Here is a 15,403-nt window from a genome sequence, read left to right as displayed (position 1 = left end):
GGCGGCCCCCCCCCCCCCCGGGCGCCCGGGGGGCCTCGGTGCCCCCCCCACCCCCCGCTCCTACGAAAAGCGGGGGGTCAGGACCGTAGGAGGCTCCGATCAGGCTTTCGGCGCAGGGCGGATCAGCACCAGCCAGGGCAGATGCGTGACCGTCACCGGCTGCAATCGCTCCAGGGTCTTGAGCAGGGCGCCGGGGTCCTGCAGGTCGAACACGCCGCTGACCTTGTGCTGGCGCAGCGCGCTGTCGGTCAGCACGATGCGGCCGGGCACGTAGCGCTCCAGTTCATCGAGCACCTCGCCCAGCGGTCGCTGGTTGAAGATCAGCTTGCCGCGCTGCCAGGCGCTGGCGCTGGACAGGTCCAGCGGCTGCACCGGTTCGGGCGCGGCGCTGTCGCGGTAGCTCAGGCGCTCGCCGGCGGACAGCCGCACCGGCGCGCCGCCAGCACTGTTCACCTGCACCACGCCTTCGGTCACGTCCACCCGCACCTGCGGCCCACGGCTGTCCACATCGAAGCGCGTGCCTACGGCGCGCACTTCGCCGCCGCGGGCTTCGACGATGAAAGGCCGCGCCGGGTCCTTCGCCACCTCGAACAACGCCTCGCCGCCGTGCAGGCGCAGGCGCCGCTGTTGCGGGCTGAAGTCCACGGACAACGCGCTGTCGCTGTTCAGCCAGACACGACTGCCGTCGGCCAGTTCCAGCATCCGTCGCTCGCCGGTGCGGGTGGCGTAATCGGCATACAGCCCGGCCAGCGGCTCGGGCAGGGCAGTGGTCACGGCGATAGCGGCAAGGCAGGCAGCGGCCGCCAGCGCCAGCAGGCGATAGGGCCGCCGCGCGCGCTGGCGATAACGCTGGGCACTGCGGGTTTCCGGCAAGGCGCCCCACAGGGTTTCCGCCTCGCGGGCAGCGATTTCGTGTTCGGCGCTCTGCCCGCGCCAGCGCAGGAAATCCATGCGCTCGGCGGCTCCGGCGCTGCCCGAGTGCAGCTGCACGAGGCGCTCGATGGCCTCGTCGGAGAGAGACGCCTCCACACGGCTCATGGCGTGCCCTCCTGGCGCTGCGCCCAGTCGCGGCAGTGACGCATCGCCTGGACAATGTACTTGCCCACCATGCTTTCGGAGACCCCCAGATGCCGGGCGATCTGCGCGTGGGTGAGGCCGTCGAGGCGGTTCATCAGCAGCGCCTCGCGGGCCTTCGGCGGCAGCTGGTCGAGGGCGGCGTCCAGATGCTCCAGTGCCTCATGGGCGAGCAGGCGGTGCTCCAGCCCAGACGCGGGATCGCTCAGGTCGTTGGCAGCGGTTTCGTCGACATGCAGCTCGGCCAGCCGCCCCTCGCGGCGCAGGTTGTCGATGGCGATGTTGCCGGCGACGCGGAACAGGTAGGCGCGCGGGTCCTGCACCTCGGCTTCGGCAGGGTGGTCGGCCAGGCGCAGCCAGGTGTCCTGGGCAACGTCGGCGGCGCGCTGCTGGTCCCCCAGCCTGCGGGCGAGGAAGCGCATCAGGTCCGCGTAATGCGCCTGGAAGCTCTGCAGCAGGGAGGAGGAGGCGAAGCGCCGCATGATGGCCGAAATACCCTGGAAAACCGGCCAACGTCTGTCAGGCCGATGCGAAGGCTGGGCAGCATACAACGAATCGAGAATTATTATCGAATGCAAAAAAGTATCAGCTCGTAAACTGCGAGAGGTCCAGCGGCCGCACTTCGCCCATCCACAGGGCGTAGTCGCGGTGATCGCGCAGGTCGTTGCCGGTATTGGGGTGGATGAACACCACCAGGCCGTCGCGGTTCAGCGCCAGCCACGGCACCAGGGTGGCGAAGGTGGCGTTGTCGAAGGCCAGCTGGCAGCTCCAGTCCGGGTGCGGGCCGACCGGCCGTTGGTGGACGCGGCCCATCTTAGCGCCGAAGCGGCGTGCCGCCTCCTCGCACAGCGCGCGGGCGCGCTCGATGCTGCCGGCATCGAAATAGACGTGGGCGTGGAAGTCCTGAATCTCGGTCATGGGTCCTGCTCCAGTTCCGCCTGCAGCCAGTCGACGAAACGCTGCACCAGGCGCATCCGCCGCTTGCGCTCGGGCAGTACGGCGTAATAGCCGAAACGCGATTGCTGCGATCCGGCGATGGGCCGGCACAGTAACCCCTGCTCCAGCAGTTCGTCGACCAGGTGGCGCCAGCCGATGGCCACGCCCTGCCCGGCGATGGCCGCCTGCACCAGCAGGGTGTAGTTGTCGAAACGCAGCCCGGCCGGTGCCGGCGCGCCCTCGATGCCCAGCGCGCGGTAGACGCCGCCCCAGTCGAACCAGCGGCTGGATGCTTCGGGCTTGAGGTGCAGCAGCGGCAACTCGCTGAGCGCTTGCGGCGACAGCGGTAGCTCGCGGCCTTCCAGCAAACGCGGGCTGCACACCGGGAAGACTTCCTCGCTGAACAGGCGCAACGCCTCGCCGTGCTTGAAGCGCCCGTCGCCGAAGGCGATGGCCACGTCGATATCGCTACGCAGGGCAATCGGGCTGCGGTCGCTGCTGATCAGGCCGACGTCCAGCTCCGGATGCGCCTGGCGGAAGCGCGGCAGGCGCGGCATCAACCAGTACGCGGCGAAAGCGAAGTCAGTGGCGACCTGCAGCACCTCGTGGGGATGCCTGGCGGTGACCGCGGCGATACCGGCATCGATGCTCTCCAACCCGGCCTGGACGTGCTGCTGCAGCAGCTGTCCGCTCTCGGTGAGGGCGATGCCCCGGTGGATGCGGTCGAACAGGCGCACGGCGAGGAGCTTCTCCAGGCGCTTGATCTGCTGGCTGACCGCCGGCTGGGTGGTGCCCAGCTCGCCGGCGGCGGCGGTGAAGCTGAGCAGGCGGGCGGCGGACTCGAACACGCGCAGCAGTTCCAGCGGCACGCTCATGGCTGGCCCTTACATAAGTAGGCGTTATCCGAAGCATGCTCCGCCATGCACTTCACCCCGTATCCAGCAGCCCACAGACTCATACCGCACAGCATCCCATAACAGCGCCAACAGGATAAGCCCAACGCCATGAAGCGCCAGCGCCCGAACATCCTCTTCATCATGGCCGACCAGATGGCCGCGCCGCTCCTGCCCTTCTACGACGCCCAGTCGCCGATCAAGCTGCCCAACCTCTCGCGCCTCGCCACTGAGGGCGTGGTGTTCGATTCGGCCTACTGCAACAGCCCGCTGTGCGCGCCCTCGCGCTTCACCCTGGTGAGCGGCCAGCTGCCGACCAGGATCGGCGCCTGGGACAACGCCGCGGACTTTGCCGCCGACATCCCCACCTATGCGCACTACCTGCGCCGCCTGGGCTACCGCACCGCGCTCTCGGGCAAGATGCACTTCTGCGGCCCGGACCAGCTGCATGGCTACGAGGAACGCCTGACCAGCGACATCTACCCCGCCGACTACGGCTGGGCTGTGAACTGGGACGAGCCGGACGTGCGCCCGAGCTGGTACCACAACATGTCTTCGGTGCTGCAGGCCGGCCCCTGCGTGCGCACCAACCAGCTCGACTTCGACGAGGAGGTGGTGTTCAAGGCGCGCCAGTACCTCTACGACCACGTGCGCGAACATCCCGAGCAGTCGTTCTGCCTCACCGTGTCCATGACCCACCCGCACGACCCCTACACCATTCCCCGCGAGTACTGGGACCTGTACCGCGACGAGGACATCCCGCTGCCCTCGGTGCGGATCGCCCAGCATGAGCAGGACCCGCACTCGCAGCGGCTGCTCAAGGTGATCGACCTGTGGGGCCAGGAAATGCCCGAGGAAAAGGTGCGCGCCGCCCGCCGCGCCTACTTCGGCGCGTGCAGCTATGTGGACGCGCAGATCGGCGCGCTGCTGCGCACCCTGGAGGATTGCGGCCTGAACGAAGACACGCTGATCGTATTCTCCGGAGACCACGGCGACATGCTTGGCGAACGTGGCCTCTGGTACAAGATGCACTGGTTCGAGATGGCCGCCCGCGTGCCGCTGCTGGTGCACGCGCCCAGGCGTTTCGCCGCGCATCGGGTCAGCCAGTCGGTGTCCACCGTCGACCTGCTGCCGACGCTCGTGGAGCTGGCCGGAGGCGCCGTCGAACCAGGCCTGCACCTAGATGGCCGCTCGCTGTTGCCGCACCTGCAAGGCACTGGCGGGCATGACGAGGTGATCGGCGAATACACCGCCGAAGGCACCGTCAGCCCGCTGATGATGATCCGTCGCGGCGACTTCAAGTTCATCTATTCCGAGCAGGACCCGTGCCTGCTGTTCAACGTCGCCAACGACCCGCGCGAGCTGCAGAACCTCATGGATTCGCCCGCCCACGCCAACCTGGTACGCGACCTGCTGGGCGAAGCCCGCGCACGCTGGGACGTATCCGCCATTACCGAACGCGTGCTGGCCAGCCAGCGCCGTCGCCGCCTGGTGGCCGACGCGCTGACCCGTGGAACGCTGAAAAGCTGGGACCACCAGCCGATGGTCGACGCCGGCCAGCAGTACATGCGCAACCACATCGACCTCGACGATCTGGAGCGCCGCGCCCGCTATCCGCAACCGAAATAACAACCACAAAGCCGAAGGGGATGGGAGCATGAACAACACCGTACGAACCGCATCAACGCTGTTGCTGGCCGGCGCGCTCGCGCTGGGCGGCCCGCTGGCCCGGGCCGAGGATGAAGCCTGCAGTACGGTGAAGCTGGCCGATCCGGGCTGGACCGATATCGCCGTGACCAACGGCATCGCCGCCTTCCTCCTCGAAGGCCTGGGCTACAAGGTGAAGATCGACACCCTGTCGGTTCCCATCACCTATGGCGGCCTGCGCGATGGTCAGGTGGATGCCTTCCTCGGCAACTGGATGCCGGCGCAGCAGGGTTTTTATGACCAGTTCATCGCCAGCAAGCAGGTCACCCAGCTGGCGAAGAACCTGCAGGGCACCGAGTTCACCCTGGCCGTGCCGACCTACGTGTGGAACGCCGGGGTGAAGACCTTCGCCGACCTCGACAAGCATGCCGAGCAGTTCAATCGGAAGGTCTTCGGCATCGGCTCCGGCGCGCCGGCCAACCAGTCGATCCAGAAGATGATCACGGGCGACGAATTCGGTCTGGGCGACTGGAAGCTGGTGGAATCCAGCGAACAGGCGATGCTCGCCGAGGTCGGCCGCGCGGTGAAGCGCGAACGCTGGGTGGTGTTCCTCGGCTGGACGCCGCACCCGATGAACGTGAAGCTCGACATGAAGTACCTGACCGGCGGCGAGAAGTACTTCGGCAGCACCGGCAGCGTGTTCACGGTGACCCGCAACGGCTACGCCGAGCAATGCCCGAACAGCGGCAAGCTGCTGGCCAACCTGTCCTTCGAACTGAAGATGGAGAACGCCATCATGGCCGAGGTGCTGGAGAAGAACGTGAAGAACCCCGACGCGGTGAAAGCCTGGATCAAGGCCAACCCGCAGAGCCTCGACACCTGGCTGCAAGGCGTGAAGACCCGCGACGGCGGCGACGCGCTGGCTGCCGTGAAGGCCAAGCTGTAGGCCGCCGATGGAACGCCTGGTCCGCCTGCTGCCGTTCCTCGCCTGGCTGCCTCAGGTCACGCGGCGCGATGTGCGCCGCGACCTGGGCGTGGGCCTTTCCGGGGCGGTGCTGGCCCTGCCTCAGTCGATGGCCTACGCGCTGATTGCCGGGTTGCCGGCGGAATACGGGCTCTACGCGGCGATGCTGCCGGTGCTGATCGCCTGCCTGTGGGGTTCGTCCAGGCACATGGTCGGCGGACCGACGGCGGCGATCTCGGTGGTGCTGTTCACCGCCATCGCCCCGCTGGCGCCGCCGGGCAGCGCGCAGTTCATCCAGTACGCGCTGCTGCTGACCTTTCTCGCCGGGCTGTTCCAATGGCTGCTGGGCATGCTGCGCTTCGGCGTGCTGGTGAACTTCGTCTCGCACTCGGTGCTGCTCGGCTTCACCTGCGGCGCCGCGCTGGTGATCGTGATCGGCCAGTTGCCCTACCTGCTCGGCATCAGCGCCAACGGGCAGGGTACGGCGCTGACCAGCGCCGCCGCGCTCTGGTGGAAGTTGCCGCAGGTCCATGGGCCTTCGCTGCTGGTGGGACTGTTCGGCCTGGCACTGAGCCTGATCGTGAAGCGCCTGTGGCGACGCGGGCCGGCGTTGCTGGTCGGCCTGTTCGGCGCTAGCGCGCTGGTCTGGGCAATGCCGGCGACCTTTGCCGGGGTCGCGAGGGTGGCCGCCTTCCAAAGCGCGCTGCCGCCGCTGAGCCCGTTGTCATTCGATCTGGCCGCCGTCGCCGAGCTGCTTCCCGCCGCTGTCGCCTGCGGCATGCTCGGGCTGGTCACCAGCCTGTCGATTGCCCGCGCGCTGGCCGCTCGTTCGCACCAGGCGCTGGATGCCAACCAGGAGGTACGCGCGCAGGGGCTGTCCAACCTGATCGGGCCGTGGCTGTCCGGCACGCTGTCCGCCGGCTCCTTCACCCGCTCCGGGCTGAACCAGGATGCCGGCGCGCGTACGCCGCTGGCCGGGGTTTTCTCCGCGCTGTGGGTGGCATTGCTGGCGGTGGCCGGCGCCGGTTTGATCACCCACATCCCAGTGCCGGCCATGGCCGCCGGCATCCTGCTGATCTGCTGGAACCTGATCGACCGCCCGGCCCTGCGCGCACTGTGGCGAGGCAGCCGTGCGGAATCCCTGGTGATGCTGCTGACCTTCGCCGCCACCTTGCTGCTGCCGCTGCAGAACGCCATCTACGCAGGGGTGCTGGCCTCGCTGTTCTTCTACCTCAAGCGCACCTCGCAACCACGCGTGCAGCAGTGGGCGAAGGAAGACGAGGAAGTGCTGCGCATCGAAGGCTCGATCTTCTTCGGCGCCTGCGATTACCTGCAGAAACTGATGCGACACAGCCGGGGAGAGCGACTGGTACTGGACGCCCACCACGTGAACTTCATCGACTTCGCCGGCGCGCAGATGCTCCAGCAGGAAGCCCGCCGCCTCGCCAGCGAAGGCCGCCGCCTGGTGTTGCGCAACGCCCGGCCTCGGGTGCGCGCGGAGCTGGAGAAGCAGATGGGGAAGGGTGGGGCGTTACAGGTGGAAGACTGATCACCCGCCACGCACCAGAGACGCAGGTGAAGGCCTTCGTAGGAGCGGACCTTGTCCGCGAAGGGGGCAGATTCATGCCGGGTCGTTCCGGACGCGCCGGTCGGGATTTCGCGGACAAGGTCCGCTCCTACGGCCCAACGCCGGTGTGAACCCTTACCTGTGGGAGCGAGCTTGCTCGCGAACCGCTTGGCACCTGAGCCGCCAGGAATTCCGTTCGCGAGCAAGCTCGCTCCTACAAAGGCCCACCCGAAATCACGCCTGGAGCTGGCGGCGCAACTCGTGCAGCACCGGCGCCGAATCCGGTCGCACACCGCGCCACAGCAGGAAGGCTTCCGCCGCCTGCTCGACCAGCATGCCCAGCCCGTCGATGCAGCGCGCCGCACCGTGTTCGGCAGCCCAGCGGTTGAACGCGGTGACATCCTTGCCGTACATCATGTCGTAGCAGACGGTATGCCCCGGCTGGATCAGCGCGGGGTCGATGGGCGGCAGCTCGCCGGCCAGCGAGGCCGAGGTGCCGTTGACGATCAGATCGAAGGGCTCGGCGCACAGGTCGAAGCCGCAGCCACTCACCGGCCCGAGGTCCTTGAACTCCTGCGCCAGTTGCTCGGCCTTGGCCGCCGTGCGGTTGGCAATGACGATGCAGGCCGGCTGCTGGCCGAGGAAGGGTTCGAGGATGCCGCGCACGGCACCACCGGCGCCCAGCACGAGGATGCGCGCACCGTTCAGGACGACGCCGTGGTTCACCGTGAGGTCGCGGGTCAGCCCGGCGCCGTCGGTGTTGTCGCCCAGCAGGCCGCCGCCTTCGAGCTTCTTCAGCGTGTTCACCGCACCGGCCCGGCGCGCACGTTCGCTCAGCTCGCTGGCCAGGCGGTAGGCGTCTTCCTTGAACGGCACGGTGACGTTGCCGCCCAGCCCCTGCTCGAAGAATTCGCGGGCGCTCCCGGCAAAGTCGTCCAGCGGTGCCAGCCGTGCGTCATAGCTCAGCGCCTGGCCGGTCTGCTCGGCGAACAGACGATGGATCTGCGGCGACTTGCTGTGGCCGATGGGGTTGCCGAAGACGCAGTAGCGGTCCATTCAGAATCCTGAAGCGTGAAGAACAAGAAGGCGCAGAGAGTGCGACTTTTCAAGATGGGTGCCAAGCCATGTTCGCGAGCAAGCTCGCTCCTACAGGCGGCGCCGGCGCTGCCCTTGTAGGAGCGAGCTTGCTCGCGAACCGCCCGAGATTGGCAACGTCAGGCCTGCGCCAACCAGTCCCGATCGGTGAGGAAGTACTCCGTCAGGCGCGCTTCCTCGCTGCCCGGTTCCGGTTTCCAGTCGTAGCCCCAGCGCACCTGCGGCGGCAGCGACATGAGGATCGACTCGGTGCGCCCGCCCGACTGCAGGCCGAACAGGGTGCCGCGGTCGTAGACCAGGTTGAACTCGACATAGCGGCCCCGGCGGAAGGCCTGGAACTCGCGCTGCTGCTCGGTGTACGGGGTGTCCTTGCGCTTGCGCACGATGGGCAGGTAGGCGTCGATGTAGGCATCGCCGATGGCACGCAGGAAGGCGAAGCTGGTGTCGAAGTCCCACTGGTTCAGGTCGTCGAAGAACAGGCCGCCGACACCGCGCGGCTCGTTGCGGTGCTTGATGTGGAAGTAGCGGTCGCACCACTCCTTGTAGCGCGGGTAGACGTCTTCGCCGAAGGGAGCGCACGCGTCGCGGGCGACCTGGTGCCAGAGCACGCAGTCTTCCTCGTGGGCGTAGTAGGGCGTCAGGTCGAAGCCGCCGCCGAACCACCAGACGGCTTCCTCGCCTTCCTTCTCGGCGATGAAGAAGCGCACGTTGGCATGGGAGGTCGGCACGTGCGGGTTGGTCGGGTGGATCACCAGCGACACGCCCAGCGCCTGGAAGCCGCGCCCGGCCAGTTCCGGGCGGTGCGCGCTGGCGCTCGGCGGCAGGCCGGCGCCGAACACGTGGGAGAAGTTCACGCCGCCCTTCTCGATCAGCGCGCCGTCGCCGATCACCCGCGTCCGACCGCCGCCGCCCGCGGGGCGTTGCCAGGCGTCCTCGACGAAACGAGCGCTGCCGTCCTCGGCTTCGAGTGCGGCGCAGATGCGGTCTTGCAGGTCGAGCAGGTAGGCCTTCACGGCCTCGATGCGGTCGGTCACGAAAATCACCTTGGAGCGGGAAAGCCACGCATGGCGCGGGCCGGAGCGGGGTTCAGGTACGAAAACCGGCGCAAGCATACCATCGCCACCGGCAAAGCTGGTCTTGACGGCCGTCATGCCGGCGGCTTGGATGAAAGTCTTTTCCCCGGCGAGGCAGCGCCTCGCGCCATCAGGAGAGCGACATGGCCAAGCGTGTTCAATTCGCCAAGACCGGCGGCCCGGAAGTCCTCGAGATCGTCGACTACACCCCGGCCGAGCCCGGCCCGAACGAGGTGCGGGTGCGCAACCGCGCCATCGGCCTGAACTTCATCGACACCTACTACCGCAGCGGCCTGTATCCCGCGCCGAGCCTGCCCTCCGGCGTCGGCACCGAAGGCGCCGGCGAGGTGGAAGCAGTGGGCAGCGCGGTGACCAACGTGAAGGTCGGCGACCGCGTCGGCTACGCCACCGGCCCGCTCGGCGCCTACAGCGAGCAGCACGTGCTGCCGGCCGCCAGCGTGGTGAAGCTGCCGGACGCGATCACCTTCGAGCAGGCCGCCGCGGTCATGCTCAAGGGCCTGACCGTGCAGTACCTGCTGCGCCAGACCTACAACGTGCAGCCGGGCCAGACCATCCTCTGGCACGCGGCGGCCGGCGGCGTCGGGCTGATCGCCTGCCAGTGGGCCAAGGCCATCGGCGCGCACCTGATCGGCACCGTCAGTTCGGCCGCCAAGGCAGCGCTGGCGAAATCCCATGGCGCCTGGGAAACCATCGACTACAGCCACGAGAACGTGGTCGAGCGCGTACTGGCGCTGACCGATAGCAGGAAGTGCCCGGTGGTCTACGACTCGGTGGGCAAGGACACCTGGCTGACCTCGCTGGACTGCACCGCCCAGCGCGGCCTGGTGGTGAGTTTCGGCAACGCCTCGGGTCCGGTGGACGGGGTGAACCTGGGCATCCTTTCGCAGAAGGGCTCGCTCTACGTCACCCGGCCGACGCTGTTCGGCTACGCCAGCACGCCGGAACGTCTGCAGGCCATGGCCGACGACCTGTTCGGCATGATCACCAGCGGCAAGGTGAAGGTGGAGATCAACCAGCGCTTCGCCCTGGCCGAGGCGGCCAAGGCGCAGACCGAGCTGGCAGCGCGGCGCACCACCGGGTCGACCATTCTGCTGCCCTGATCAGGGCAAGAGCGTTCGCGAGCAAGCTCGCTCCTACGAAAAGCACGCCTGCCGCACGGACAGGCGCCCTGTAGGAGCGAGCTTGCTCGCGAACCGCCCAGCGCCGGGCCCTGTCGTAGGAGCGGACTCTGTCCGCGATGTCCCACCGCCCAGCTCGGAGCCATCGGCAATTGGTCGCGGACGAAGTCCGCTCCTACCTGAAATATCGCGCCAGGGCATGCCCTCTCCCTGACCCTCTCCCTGAAGGGAGAGGGGACCGTTTGGTGCGGAATGAAGCCGAAGTATCAGCCGGCACGGACAGCTCCCTCTCTCTTCGGAGCGGGGCGCGCAGCCAGAGCGGGGGAGAGGGAAAACCCAGGCACGGAGCCCCAGAAGAAGACAGTTGCGCCTACAACTGCGTACGGCACAACCGTTTGCCGTGCGGGCGACAGAAGCCGGGAATTGCTTTCGTAGGAGCGGAGCTTCTCCGCGATCACCGCGATAGCGGTGCAACCAACCACCGCCGGCCTGTCGGCCGGTTTCGCGGATAAGATCCGCTCCTACGGGGTCAGGACGGGCGAACGGTTTCGCCGGTACGCAAATCGCGGATCAGGCTCGGATTGCGCCGCCCGCCCAGGGCGCCACCGAGCACGCCATCCAGCTCGCCCCGGAAGTACTGCTCGACGCGCAGACGGCTGCGCGCGGGCGGACGGCCGGCGGGGTTGGCGGAGGTGGAGATCAGCGGGCCGGTGAAGCGGCACAGCTCGCGCACCAGCGGGTGATCGGTGACGCGCAGGGCGACGGTGTCATGCTCGCCGGTCACCCACTCGGGCAGGCGACCCTGGTGCGGCACCAGCCAGGTGTTGGGGCCGGGCCAGCTGGCGGCGAGCTTGTCCTGCCAGGCTTCGGGCAGGTCCTCGAGGAGGAAGTCGAACTGGCGGATATCGCCGGCCACCACGATCATGCCCTTCTCCACCGGGCGCGCCTTGATTGCCAGCAGGCGGTACACGGCGTCGGCGCTCCACGGGTCGCAGCCCAGGCCCCAGACGGCTTCGGTCGGGTAGGCGATCACACCGCCGTCGCGCACGACCTGGGCCATGCGCTGGGTACGCCAGTTGCTGTACATCGAAAAACTCCTCGGATCTGCGATGCGCGGCAGTTTACGTGCTCAGGGGGCGCGATGCACCCAGACGCCGGCCTCGCAGGCTACCCGCCCATCCAGCTCCAGTTCGGTGAGTTGCGCCAGCACCTGGGGCAGCTCCAGGCCGCTGCGCAGCGCCAGTTGCTCGCTGCTCTGCGGCGCCGCACGAAGCAGGTCGACCAGCGGGTGAGAGGGAAACGATGAGGGCGCCTCGACGGCGGGCACGCTGCGCGTCCAGCCCTGCAGGCCTTCGAGGATGTGCTCGACGGTTTCCACCAGCGTCGCGCCCTGGCGGATCAGCTCATGGCAGCCGCGCGCGCCGGGGTGGTGGATCGAGCCGGGGATGGCATAGACCTCGCGCCCCTGTTCCGCCGCCAGCCGCGCCGTGATCAGCGATCCGCTGGACGGGCTGGCCTCCACCACCAGCGTGCCCAGGGAGAGGCCGCTGATGATCCGGTTGCGCCGGGGGAAGTTCGAGGCCTGCGGCGCGCAGTTCAGCGGCAGCTCGGAGATCACCGCGCCGCCCTGCTCGACTATGCGCTGCGCCAGCCCGAGGTGACGACGCGGGTAGAGCTGCTCCAGGCCCGTACCCAGCACGGCGACGGTCTTGCCGCCGGCCTCCAGCGCACCTTCATGGGCCGCACCGTCGATGCCCAGCGCCAGCCCGCTGGTGATCACGAAGCCGCCGCCGGCCAGGCTGCGGGCGAAGGCCCGCGCCGTATCCAGGCCCGGTTTGCTGGCCCGCCGGCTGCCGACCATCGCCAGTTGCGGGCGCTCCAGCAGGCCCGGCTCCCCCGCCACGAACAGCAGTGGCGGGGCATCCACCAGTTCCGCCAGCAGCGCGGGATACTCCGGCGCGTCCCACATCAGCAGATGGTGTTCGGGGGATTCCAGCCAGCGCATCGCTTCGGCTGCCTGTTCGCGGATGGCGGCATCGCGGCGCGGCTGCGCGCAACTGGCGGGCAATCCCAGAGATCGCCAGGCCGCTGCCGGCGCGCTGAGGGCGGCCGAGGCCGAGCCGAAGGCCTCCAGCAAGCGACGAAAGCGCCTCGGACCCAGTTCGGGCAGGCCATGCAGGCGCAGCCGCGCTTCGAGTTCGGCTGGGGAAAGAGTCGGGTCGTGGGGCATGGCGCAGTCCTTGGCGTAGGGAAGTCGGCCGGACTATGCCGCGCCGACCGCCGCCCCCGCTGTCGGACCCTTCCGGATTGCGCCCACAAAAAACCCCGCTGAAGCGGGGTTTTCTTCGACTCGGGCGCCTGTCAGGGATTCAGGACGCGGTCGTTGACTTCCAGCGAGCGGGTGGCGGTCAGCACCAGGCCGTAGCTCAGGCGATTGTAGGTGCGGAAGATCATCACCAGGCCCGAGCGCTCGTCCGGGATCTTCACCATTTCATCGGTGACGCGATCACGTACGGTTTCGCCCAGCTTGTAGATCGCCAGCACGTTGCCTTCGGCCAGGCCGTCGTGGGTGCCCTTGTCGATGGTCACCACGTCGTACTTGCCGATCTGCGTCACGCCGCGCGGTACGTCGATGATGGTGCCCTTGATCGGCGAAGCCGGCTCGCTGGGCATGAAGGTCGAGGTGATGGCGCGTTCCTCGGTGGGGAACAGGCGGTCGCCCGGGCGAACTTCCTGGGTGGTGCGGGTCAGGCTAAGGGTGGCGACGTCGCCTTCCTTCGCGGTGACGTTGGCGCCGCCGACGTCCATGGCATCGATACCCAGCACTTCGTTGGTTTCCGGGTCGGTGTAGACCTTGGCCTGGCGGAAGATGCCATAACTGTTCTCTTCGGACAGCGAAGCACCGCGGGCGTAGGCGCGGTCGCCAGCACCGCTGATCACGCTTTCCTGGTCGCCCGCCACCACGTAGGGCGCGTCGGAGAAGACCTCGGCGTTGTCGACGATGCGGTTGGAAAGCAGGAAGGCGTTGATCTTGTCCAGCGGAATGGTCGGGATCGCCTCGGCGATCGGGGTGCTGCGCACCCGCGGCGACAGCTTGATGGTCCCGCGCGACGCGCCGCGATTGAGCGTCAGGCGCGGCTGGCCGTCGATGTACACAAGGCTCAGCTCGTCACCCGGATAGATCAGGTGCGGGTTCTGAATCTGCGGATTCACCTGCCAGATTTCCGGCCACTTCCACGGCTTGCTGAGGAACTTGCCGGAGATGTCCCAGAGGGTGTCGCCCTTCACTACGGTATAGCGATCCGGATGGCCTTCCTTGAGCTGCACGGCAGCCTGCGCCACCCCGCCTGCCGCGAGCAGCAGCAGGGCGAGTAGTGTTTTCCTCATGCGGTGAATCCCTTTATTATGTGTACACATGAAACGCCTGGAAGCCGCCCCTACCGCGCTTTCCAGCGTTTTTCGATGCTGCTCAGCATATTAGCAGCCGATTTTGACTTTATTCCACAAGTGCATCACAAACGTATATGGCCATTCTGAACATTCTCGAATTCCCCGATCCGCGCCTGCGGACCATCGCCAAGCCGGTCACGGTCTTCGATGACGCCCTGCGCACGCTGATCGACGACATGTTCGAGACCATGTACGAGGCGCCGGGCATCGGACTTGCGGCAACGCAGATCAACGTGCACAAGCGCGTCGTGGTGATGGACCTGTCCGAGGACAAATCCGAACCCCGTGTCTACATCAACCCGGAGTTCGAATACCTCACCGAGGAAATGGACCAGTACCAGGAAGGCTGCCTGTCGGTGCCCGGCTTCTACGAAAATGTAGACCGTCCGCAGAAAGTGCGGATCAAGGCCCAGGACCGCGATGGCAACCCGTTCGAGGAAGTGGCCGAGGGCCTGCTCGCCGTGTGCATCCAGCACGAGTGCGATCACCTGAACGGCAAGCTGTTCGTCGACTACCTGTCCAACCTCAAGCGCGACCGCATCCGCAAGAAGCTGGAAAAGCAGCACCGGCAACAGGCGTGACCCCATCCCCAAAGGCTTGCCCCGGCAAGCCTTTTGTTTTTTTGTGAGCCCGATATGAGCCAAGCACTGCGCATCGTCTTCGCCGGCACCCCGGAATTCGCCGCCGAACACCTCAAGGCCCTGCTCGATACTCCCCACGAGATCGTCGCCGTCTACACCCAGCCGGACCGCCCGGCCGGCCGCGGCCAGAAGCTGATGCCCAGCCCGGTCAAGCAGCTCGCCCTGGAGAACGGCCTGCCGGTGCTGCAGCCGCCGACCCTGCGCGATCCCGCCGCCCAGACCGAGCTGGCCGCGCTGAAGCCGGACCTGATGGTGGTGGTGGCCTACGGGCTGATCCTGCCGCAGGTGGTGCTGGATATCCCGCGCCTGGGCTGCATCAACAGCCACGCCTCCCTGCTGCCGCGCCGATCCAGCGCGCGGTGGAAGCCGGCGATGCGCAGAGCGGCGTGACCGTGATGCAGATGGAAGCGGGCCTGGACACCGGGCCGATGCTGCTCAAGGTCAGCACGCCGATTTCCGCTGAAGACACCGGCGGCAGCCTGCACGACCGCCTGGCCGAGTTGGGCCCCAAAGCCGTGGTCGAGGCCATCGCCGGCCTGGCCGCCGGCACGCTCAAGGGCGAGGTGCAGGACGACACCCTGGCCACCTACGCGCACAAGCTGAACAAGGAAGAGGCGCGCATCGACTGGTCGCACCCGGCCGCCGAGCTGGAGCGCCGCATCCGCGCCTTCACGCCCTGGCCGGTGTGCCACACCACTCTTGGCGAAGCCGCGCTGAAGGTCCTCGGCGCCAAGCCGGCACAAGGCGAGGGTGAGCCCGGCAGGATTCTCGACGCCAGCCGCGACGGCCTGCTGGTTGCCTGCGGTGAAGGCGCGCTGCTGCTGACCCGCCTGCAACTGCCCGGCGGCCAGCGCGAAAGCGAAATCCTGCTGGCCGAAGTCGACAAGGACCCGGCTGCGCGCCTCGCGCACCCGCGCTGGTTGC

Annotated in this window: 14 protein-coding genes and 2 pseudogenes; 7 read left to right on the top strand and 9 right to left on the bottom strand. The window is 67.7% G+C overall.

The features are described from left to right. Window positions 1–99 precede the first annotated feature (99 nt). From ACCC94_RS20340 to ACCC94_RS20325, 4 genes are all read right to left on the bottom strand, one after another. Window positions 100–1,038: a FecR family protein gene (locus ACCC94_RS20340; RefSeq protein WP_413351334.1), complete on the bottom strand. Its 939-nt coding sequence runs from the start codon at window positions 1,036–1,038 to the stop codon at window positions 100–102. Continuing rightward, window positions 1,035–1,556 (bottom strand): sigma-70 family RNA polymerase sigma factor, encoded by a 522-nt coding sequence (locus ACCC94_RS20335; RefSeq protein ID WP_413351333.1) that lies wholly within the window; start codon window positions 1,554–1,556, stop codon window positions 1,035–1,037. The genes ACCC94_RS20340 and ACCC94_RS20335 overlap by 4 nt, the downstream gene beginning before the upstream one ends. 103 nt (window positions 1,557–1,659) lie before the next feature. Continuing rightward, on the bottom strand, window positions 1,660–1,992 hold the full coding sequence (locus ACCC94_RS20330; protein ID WP_413351332.1) for a DOPA 4,5-dioxygenase family protein: 333 nt from the start codon (window positions 1,990–1,992) through the stop codon (window positions 1,660–1,662). Then, on the bottom strand, window positions 1,989–2,885 hold the full coding sequence (locus tag ACCC94_RS20325) for a choline sulfate utilization transcriptional regulator (protein ID WP_413351331.1): 897 nt from the start codon (window positions 2,883–2,885) through the stop codon (window positions 1,989–1,991). The genes ACCC94_RS20330 and ACCC94_RS20325 overlap by 4 nt, the downstream gene beginning before the upstream one ends. 129 nt (window positions 2,886–3,014) lie before the next feature. Between ACCC94_RS20325 and betC the strand changes: the two genes are divergently transcribed. From betC to ACCC94_RS20310, 3 genes are read left to right on the top strand one after another with little or no spacing between them, the layout of a single operon-like run. After that, complete coding sequence (gene betC / locus ACCC94_RS20320; protein ID WP_413351330.1) at window positions 3,015–4,532, top strand: choline-sulfatase; 1,518 nt, start codon at window positions 3,015–3,017, stop codon at window positions 4,530–4,532. A 28-nt stretch (window positions 4,533–4,560) separates the two neighbouring features. After that, window positions 4,561–5,496: a choline ABC transporter substrate-binding protein gene (gene choX / locus ACCC94_RS20315; RefSeq protein ID WP_413351329.1), complete on the top strand. Its 936-nt coding sequence runs from the start codon at window positions 4,561–4,563 to the stop codon at window positions 5,494–5,496. A 7-nt stretch (window positions 5,497–5,503) separates the two neighbouring features. Then, a complete protein-coding gene (locus tag ACCC94_RS20310; protein WP_413351328.1) occupies window positions 5,504–7,063 on the top strand; it encodes a SulP family inorganic anion transporter in 1,560 nt (519 codons plus the stop codon). A gap of 252 nt (window positions 7,064–7,315) precedes the next feature. Here ACCC94_RS20310 and aroE read toward each other — a convergent pair whose 3' ends face one another. Both aroE and hemF read right to left on the bottom strand, forming a co-directional pair. Next, window positions 7,316–8,137 (bottom strand): shikimate dehydrogenase, encoded by an 822-nt coding sequence (gene aroE, locus ACCC94_RS20305; protein WP_413351327.1) that lies wholly within the window; start codon window positions 8,135–8,137, stop codon window positions 7,316–7,318. A 158-nt stretch (window positions 8,138–8,295) separates the two neighbouring features. Beyond that, on the bottom strand, window positions 8,296–9,210 hold the full coding sequence (gene hemF, locus ACCC94_RS20300) for an oxygen-dependent coproporphyrinogen oxidase (protein WP_081518953.1): 915 nt from the start codon (window positions 9,208–9,210) through the stop codon (window positions 8,296–8,298). 182 nt (window positions 9,211–9,392) lie between these two features. On the opposite strand from hemF, the gene ACCC94_RS20295 reads away from it, so the two are divergent. After that, entirely contained in the window at window positions 9,393–10,370 is a 978-nt protein-coding gene (locus ACCC94_RS20295) for an NADPH:quinone reductase (RefSeq protein WP_413351326.1), read from the top strand. Window positions 10,371–10,917: 547 nt separating this feature from the next. On the opposite strand, the gene ACCC94_RS20290 is transcribed toward ACCC94_RS20295, so the two are convergent. From ACCC94_RS20290 to ACCC94_RS20280, 3 genes are all read right to left on the bottom strand, one after another. Next, window positions 10,918–11,475, bottom strand: a complete 558-nt coding sequence (locus ACCC94_RS20290) for an L-threonylcarbamoyladenylate synthase (protein ID WP_413351324.1) — start codon at window positions 11,473–11,475, stop codon at window positions 10,918–10,920. 42 nt (window positions 11,476–11,517) lie between these two features. Further along, entirely contained in the window at window positions 11,518–12,618 is a 1,101-nt protein-coding gene (dprA, locus tag ACCC94_RS20285; protein ID WP_413351323.1) for a DNA-processing protein DprA, read from the bottom strand. Between the two features lie 131 nt (window positions 12,619–12,749). Further along, window positions 12,750–13,775, bottom strand: a complete 1,026-nt coding sequence (locus ACCC94_RS20280) for a LysM peptidoglycan-binding domain-containing protein (protein WP_413351322.1) — start codon at window positions 13,773–13,775, stop codon at window positions 12,750–12,752. 137 nt (window positions 13,776–13,912) lie between these two features. On the opposite strand from ACCC94_RS20280, the gene def reads away from it, so the two are divergent. The 3 genes and pseudogenes from def to ACCC94_RS20265 all read left to right on the top strand — a co-directional run. Next, the gene (def, locus tag ACCC94_RS20275) at window positions 13,913–14,419 is read left to right on the top strand and encodes a peptide deformylase (protein WP_017518883.1); all 507 of its coding nucleotides are present in this window, start codon (window positions 13,913–13,915) and stop codon (window positions 14,417–14,419) included. Between the two features lie 54 nt (window positions 14,420–14,473). Continuing rightward, a pseudogene (gene fmt / locus ACCC94_RS20270) lies at window positions 14,474–15,330 on the top strand (methionyl-tRNA formyltransferase); the annotation flags it as partial. Then, window positions 15,328–15,403 (top strand): annotated as a pseudogene (locus ACCC94_RS20265) (hypothetical protein); the annotation flags it as partial. The pseudogenes fmt and ACCC94_RS20265, both read left to right, overlap by 3 nt.

The sequence above is a fragment of the Pseudomonas sp. Pseusp97 genome (assembly GCF_047304025.1).
GTDB lineage: Bacteria > Pseudomonadota > Gammaproteobacteria > Pseudomonadales > Pseudomonadaceae > Pseudomonas.
Note: the sequence above shows the minus strand (reverse complement) of the source record. Positions and strands in the feature narration are given on the sequence as shown.